The 6,962-nt window shown below is 63.0% G+C and carries 5 protein-coding genes; all 5 read right to left on the bottom strand.

What is annotated here, in order from left to right:
- Window positions 1-797: 797 nt before the first annotated feature.
- The gene (locus EXY20_RS31440) at window positions 798-1,808 is read right to left on the bottom strand and encodes a zinc-dependent alcohol dehydrogenase (RefSeq protein ID WP_135556383.1); all 1,011 of its coding nucleotides are present in this window, start codon (window positions 1,806-1,808) and stop codon (window positions 798-800) included.
- Between the two features lie 48 nt (window positions 1,809-1,856).
- Window positions 1,857-2,621 (bottom strand): SDR family NAD(P)-dependent oxidoreductase, encoded by a 765-nt coding sequence (locus EXY20_RS31435; RefSeq protein ID WP_167859659.1) that lies wholly within the window; start codon window positions 2,619-2,621, stop codon window positions 1,857-1,859.
- A 74-nt stretch (window positions 2,622-2,695) separates the two neighbouring features.
- Window positions 2,696-3,709, bottom strand: a complete 1,014-nt coding sequence (locus EXY20_RS31430; RefSeq protein ID WP_135556381.1) for a glycoside hydrolase family protein — start codon at window positions 3,707-3,709, stop codon at window positions 2,696-2,698.
- The gene (locus tag EXY20_RS31425) at window positions 3,706-5,631 is read right to left on the bottom strand and encodes a heparinase II/III domain-containing protein (protein ID WP_135556380.1); all 1,926 of its coding nucleotides are present in this window, start codon (window positions 5,629-5,631) and stop codon (window positions 3,706-3,708) included. Before EXY20_RS31425 ends, EXY20_RS31430 begins: the two co-directional genes overlap by 4 nt.
- Before the next feature lie 213 nt (window positions 5,632-5,844).
- On the bottom strand, window positions 5,845-6,930 hold the full coding sequence (gene bglB, locus EXY20_RS31420; RefSeq protein WP_135556379.1) for a beta-galactosidase BglB: 1,086 nt from the start codon (window positions 6,928-6,930) through the stop codon (window positions 5,845-5,847).
- Between the last annotated feature and the right edge of the window lie 32 nt (window positions 6,931-6,962).

The following is a 6,962-nucleotide window of genomic DNA, read 5'->3' as shown; positions in this document are numbered from 1 at the left end:
TTGGCGTTTGAACTCCTCATCAAAATGTTGGCGGATATTTCCCATGACACACCTCGACCTTTCGTTTGTTTGTATTGTATCAGGTCGCTGTTACAGTGTGTCTACTTTCTAGTCTAAATTCACCGCGGCGCGTTTAGCGCATGTTTCATGCGCTGCAGCTGCTTCGCGGGCTTGCCGCGGCGCGTTTAGCGCATGTTTCATGCGCTGCAGCTGCTGGCAACCCGCTCCAAGGCTGATATCAGCCTTATTTCGCTCCCTATCTGCAGAAACGCCGCTCCAAGGCTGATATCAGCCTTATTTCGCTCCCCCTCCGCAGAAACGCCGCTCCAAGGCTGATATCAGCCTTATTTCGCTCCCCTTCTGCAGAAACTCTGCTCTAAGGCTGAAATCAGCCTTATTTCGCTCCCTATCTGCAGAAGCTCCGCTCCAAGGCTGATATCAGCCTTATTTCGCTCCCCCTCTGCAGAAACTCTGCTCTAAGGCTGAAATCAGCCTTATTTCGCTCCCTATCTGCAGAAGCGCCGCTCCAAGGCTGATATCAGCCTTATTTCGCTCCCCCCTCCGCAGAAACGCCGCTCCAAGGCTGATATCAGCCTTATTTCGCTCCCCCTCTGCAGAAACTCTGCTCTAAGGCTGATATCAGCCTTATTTCGCTCCCCCTCCGCAGAAGCTCCGCTCCAAGGCTGATATCAGCCTTATTTCGCTCCCTATCTGCAGAAACTCCGCTCCAAGGCTGAAATCAGCCTTATTTCGCTCACCGCCCGCGGCGCATCAGCGCATGTCCATGCCGCCGCCCGCTACGGGTGCAAAATATACTTGCTCACCGGCGCGGTACCGCGGGCAAGCGTGGCGAACGCATCCGGTCCGTCCTCGAGCGCAAGCCCCTCCGTCCAGCCGGACATGCCGATCTGCCCTTCCACCAGCAGCGCCACCGCCTGAGCGAAGTCGCGAACGGTGTAGGTGTACGACCCCAGCAGGCGAATTTCCCGCCGGACCAGGTCGTTCATCGGCATCGCCGTTTCGCCCTGGCCCAGGCCGACCATCACGATCGTGCCGCCCGCGGCCGCCAGTTCCATCGCAAGCCGCCGCGTCGCGCCGTTGCCGACGCAGTCGATGACCGTCTCGACGCCTTCTCCGCCGGCGAGACCGGCCACGACGGCATGCGCCTCCTCCGGCGTCGCCGCAATCGCGCCGAGACGTTCGGCCGCCTGCAGCCGGCCGGGCTGGCGCTCGATGACGACCGCGCGGCGGCAGCCCGTCAGCTTCGCCGCCTGCAGCGTCAGCAGCCCGATCGGCCCGGCGCCGATGATGACGATATCCTCCAGCGGCGCCAGCCCCAGCTTGACGCTGTGCACGGCGACGGCCAGCGGCTCCGCCAGCGAGGCGAGATCCGCGTCCATTTCATTCGGCACACGGGTGACGCCGGACGCGGGAACCGCCACATACTCGGCAAAAGCGCCCGGCCGATGAATCCCCACAATCGCGCGGCTGGAGCAAATGTTGGACCGCCCGCTCAAACAGTTGCGGCAGCGGCCGCAGCCGATCAGCGGGTTGACGACGACGCGGTCGCCAAGCCGCCAGTCGCCGGCGTCAAGATCGGCGCCGATCTCGGCCACCTCCCCGCAAAACTCGTGCCCCATCACCAGCGGCGGCACCCGCACGCTGCTGTGCCCCAGGTAGCCTTCCAACTCGCTGCCGCAAATGCCGACAGAGCGCACCCGGATCAGCAGCTCATCGCCCGCTACGGCCGGCATCGCCGCGTTCGCCAGCACGATGCGTTCGGGTCCTTCATAAACGAGCATCTTCATTTCGTTTTCCCCTCTCCTCACGCCTGAAAGTTGCCCCTTCCGCGCACCTTACATGGCCAAATAGCCGCCGTCGACCAGTAAATCCGATCCGGTCATGAACGTCGCATCGTCCGAAGAGAGGAACGCGACGGCTCCGGCGACCTCGTCCGGCCGCCCCTGCCGGCCCAAAATATGCAACCGCGACGCTCGCGCGTCCTCCTCCGCCACATCGAGCCCAAGCGCGATGCAGCTGTTTTCGAACGCCTGCGTCCGGATGTAGCCCGGGCATACCGTGTTGACGCGGATCCCGAACGGGCTGAAATCGATCGCCCAACACTTCGTCAAACCGCGGATCGCAAACTTGGTCGCATTATACGTCGCAAAATTCGCCTGCCCGACAAAACCGCTGACCGACGACAAATTGACGATCGAACCGCCGCCAGCCTGCTTCATCAGCGGGACGCACGCGTTCGTGACGAACGTCGTGCCCTGCAAATTGACGCGGCAGATGGCGTCCCAGTCTTCGGCCGTCGCTTCCGCGCTTTTGAACACGAATCGCGCCGCATTGTTGACGAGAGCGTCCACCCGGCCCGAAACGCGGCCGACTTCGGCGAAAGCGCTCGCAACGCTCTGCGCGTCGGATATGTCCGTTTGCACAAACCGCACCGTGCCGCCCGTTTGCTCGCGAATGCGCGCCGCCGTTTGTTCGCCGTCGCCGTTGATGTCGAGCGCCCAGACGTCGCACCCCTCCTCGCTGAGCCGAAGCGCTATCGCTTCGCCCAGTCCTTGCGCCGCGCCGGTAACGACGGCGATTTTGCCGCGAAGACCTCTCATGAGCGATTCTCCTCTCATTTTCATGCCCGGAAATAAGTTCATCTCGAAAATAACACGCCATGCCACGCGTTCGACTAGCCGAACGGCTTCGACGCGGCAACGGCAATCGTGCGGTACTCTTTGCCGAAAATTTTCGACGCATCCCCCAAACGCCAGGGCCGGCTCGCCACATAAAAATGGTACAACACCCCGCCGTGACTGATGTACGACGGCTTGTGCGCGTGGATCGAGTCGAGCTCGCCTTCCCCGCCGGCTCCTACGAGCGGCGCCGGATGTTTCGTCCACGCCGCCAAATCGGCGGAGAACGCAACCCCGTCCTGCGCATGGACGCCATCGAAGCCGAAATACGCCATGCCCCAGCGCTCTCCGTCGTGCAGCACGCAAGGCTCGCTGGCGAAAATGTCGTCCCAGCTCCCGGCCGGGCCGATCGGCAGCACCGGATTCGTTTCCGCGCGGCGCCAGTTCAACATGTCCGTCGACGTGGCGTACCCGATCTGCTCGCGCCAGCGGTGCGCGCCGAGGGCGGGGTCCGGCTTGTTCTTGGCGTTGTAGAACAAATACAAGCCGCCTTCGTGCTCCAGCAGGCATTCCTTGTACAAGCCGCCGCTCTCCCAGTCGGCCCCCTCCTCCGGCGTCAGCACCGGCTCCGGCAGGCGATGCCAGTCGAGCAGCCGCTCGTCCGTCGTCCACGCGAGGCCGATGCTCGCCGGCCCGGTTTCGAAGCCTTCGCCGGGATAGGCGTGATAGGCAAGCCAGTATTTGCCGCCCCACCGCTTCAGCGTTCCCGGCCCGTCGAGCCGGTTGTCCCGCAGCAGCCACGTCCCGGCGGCGTTGCGGCGATCCCATTCGGCGCCTTCGCCGCGCCGCAGGATCATCCCGTACGGCTCCCAGTCGAGCAGGTTGTCGCTCACCGCAAGCGCCGTTTGATAGCCGACGCCGTCGAAGCCGACGTGCATCATGAAGAAGCGGTCCCGGTGACGAAAGACGAACGGGCAGTCGACCGCCTGTTCGTCGTAAGCGCCGGTCCGACCGGATGCGGCCAACACCGGCTTCCCCAATTTATAGGGCGTTTCCCACAATCCGCTCATCGCGCCCCGCCTTCCACGGTCCAGCGGAACGCCGCGCGGTAGACGGCCGACTCGCCCGTCCGGCGCGCCATGACGCCCCAGCGCGTGCGGTCGAGCCGGTGCTCGTAGCCGCGGAACACATACACGGTCGTGCCCGGGCAAGCTTCCATGCGCAGCGTCACCGTTTTGCCCGGCAGCTTCCAGCTCACTTCCCAATCGCCGTCCGTCTCGCAGGACGACGTATCCAGCATGAGCTGGTAGCCGTCCGCTTCGCCCGGCGCGTCGGCGGCTTCCATCGGCAGCTCCGTCTCCAGTTCGCCCGAGCAATGGAACAGCCAGTCGAACGTGTGCGTGCCTTCGTGCCCTTCGGCCGGCGTCACCGCAAATTCGTCCGTCAGCCCGTCCGCCGCCAGCTGCAGCTTGCGAGAGAAGCCAAGGCCCGGGTACACATCGTCGGCCGCCGCATGGCAGCTGTTCGCTTCCGCGTCGAACGCGACCATCCTCCCGGCCGGCCGGTTCGGCTGGTTCTGCCGGTCGACCATCACCGTGTTGTGGGCGATGGCCTTGCGCTGCCATTCGCGGAACAGGTCCGAGCCGTAGCCGCTGTTGGAAATGTCGCGCGACACGATCTCGTCGCGAAGGAACAGCTCCGTATGCATCGCGTCGGCATGCGAATGGCCGCGCAGCACGAAGCCGTACTTCAGGAACAGCGCCGCGTCCCCGCTCTGCAGCTTGGCAAAATGGATGCCCGGATCGAAGCGCGGCTTCCCGTCCGGCAGCCCGGGCGCGTCCGCGGGAAGCTCCCGCGCCGCCGCTTCCCAATCCGTGCCGAACAAAAGCCGCGGCAGGCCGCCGACATTGCCGGCATCGGCCTTGCTCGCATTCGCCGCAGCCCCTGCCGCCGACGTTGCATAACACTTGGACAACGCGTAACGAAACGGCGCCAAGTCGTACAAGTTGCGCATCCACTCGTATTGGCCGGCGTAATTGGCGAACGACAGCAGCGGCCAGCCGTCGCTCGGGTTCGGAAATTCGCCGTTCGGAAACGCAAACCGAACCGGGTAGCGATACATTTTCAGCAGCGCTTCTTCCATCTCCGGGAACGAATGGCCATATATTTTGCAGAACGCCAGATAGTAGGTCATGCCTTCCGCGCAGTAGAAATGGTAGTGGAACGACGCCTCGTACCAGAAGCCTTCCGGCAGCAGGCCGGCGGCGAGCTTGCTTTTGATCCCGTTTACGCCTTCCGCCGCCCGCTCGCACCAGACGCGTTCGCCCGTGAACAGGCCAATCATGCCGGCTGCCGCTTTCATCCAGATGATGATATTCGGGGTGCAGCCGACCTTTTCGATCAGGAAATCGGCTTGCGGCAGGAAAAACTTGGCGGCGTACGTGCCCAGCTCCTCCGCGGTCAGTTCGTCCTTGATCAGCTCCAGCCCGTTCAGCAGCCAAATGTCGGCTACCGCGTCGGTCAGGTCGCAGCCGCTGAACATGCCTTCCTGGGTCGGCGGCGTGCGCACCTCGAACGTGCCGTAGTGGTCGCACAGGAACGCCATCACCTTGCGGATATAGGCCAAATACGCCGGGTCGCCGTACAGCCGGTACAGCACGGCCGCATGGAACACGTGCGAGCAGGACGACGTGCGGTAAATGTAACACCAGGCGTCGTCGACCTCCTGGGCAACTCGCTGCTCGCCGCAGCCGCTGCAGCGGTGCTCGTGCGGCTTCTCCGGATCGAACACGAGCGATGCGAAACAACGGTCGCAGAAGTAATGGTGACCCCACCCGGCAACACGGGTCGCATCGTCCTCGTACACGGCAATCCATTTGTCGGTGTTCGGCTTCACCTGCTCCACGATGCGTTTCGCCCATGAATGCGTTTCCACTTTATCGCGTACGGCCTGCCAGTCCGGCACCAGCGCTCTTGTCTGCATCGGTTTCATCGGTTCGCTCTCCCTTCGATTCGGCCGGAAAAGGCCGCACGTTCCGGCCCTTCCGGCTTTTCCTTCGGCCTTTCCGGCTTTCCCTGCGGCTTTTCCGGCTTTCCCTAACGCCCTTCCAGCTTCTCTGCGGCCCTTCGGCTTCCTGCCACCCTTTCCGCTTTCCCTACTGCCTGCTCCCCATGCCCGTCGCCGGCCTCATCGGCCCGCGCTTCCTTACGCTTGCCCCCACAGCTGCGGATGCTTCAGGCTCTCCACCAGCATGAGCAGCGTCATCGCCTGGCCGTACGGCATCGGACAACGCGCGATGTCCTTGTAGTACTGCATGGTATCGCCAACGCACGTGCCGTACGACACGTCGTGCACCATGCCGTCCGCGTCGATCCGGCTCACGACGGCTTGCGCCGCCTTCAGCCCGATCGCCCGGAACTTCTCCGGCAGGAAACCGCCCCGCACCGCCTTCAGGATGCCGTAAGCGAATCCGGCCGTTGCCGAGCTTTCTTCGTACGACTCCGGATCGTTCAGCAGCGTCCGCCACATGCCGCTCTCCGTCTGCAGCGAGGCAAGCGCCTCCGCCTGCTGCTCCAGCGACGTCAGCAGAAACCGCCGCACCCCGCCAGGCAGCGGCACGATGTCGAGGTAGTCGACCAGCCCCGCGGTATACCAGGCGTTGCCGCGGCCCCACAGGGCGCCGGCGAAATGATGGTTGCCAAGGAACGTCCAGCCGTGAAAAAACAGCCCCGTCCGCACATCGGTCAAATATTTCAGGTGCACGAGAAACTGGTGGATGCTCTCCTGCACGTAGGCATCGTTTTTCAGCAGCACGCCCATCCGGCCGAGAAACAGCACCGTCATGTACAGCGTGTCGTCCCACAGCTGCCCTTCGTTGGCGCTGTCGACCGTCAAGTGCGAAATGCCGCCTTCCGGCGTCCGCGGCATCTCTTTGTACACCCATTGCGCCCATGACGCGCACAGGTCCAGGTAGTCCTGTCTCCCCAGCTCTTCGCCCAGATAGCTGAGCGTCAGCAGCGGACACATCGTGTTGACGTTTTTTTGCGGCAATCCTTTGGCCAGATGGCGGTCGAACCAGGCAACGAGATCGCCCCGGATGTCCTCCCGGCCGGTTTCCTTGTAATACAAATACAATGCAAACAAACCGACGCCTTGGGACCAGTCCCAGACATCCATCGAAATGATGCTGTCTTTGACATTTTCCCGTATCGTCGGTTTGAGCTGTTTCATTCCGGCAATCACTTGTTCAATCGTGCGTTCCACATGCGGCTGCGTCCAGGCGACCGTCATAGCTAGCAGCTCCCTCTATCGTAACGTTACCT

Origin of the sequence: Paenibacillus cymbidii, from assembly GCF_004764705.1 — a bacterium.
Taxonomy (GTDB): domain Bacteria; phylum Bacillota; class Bacilli; order Paenibacillales; family NBRC-103111; genus Paenibacillus_AN; species Paenibacillus_AN cymbidii.
This window is presented reverse-complemented; position numbering and strand designations above follow the sequence as displayed.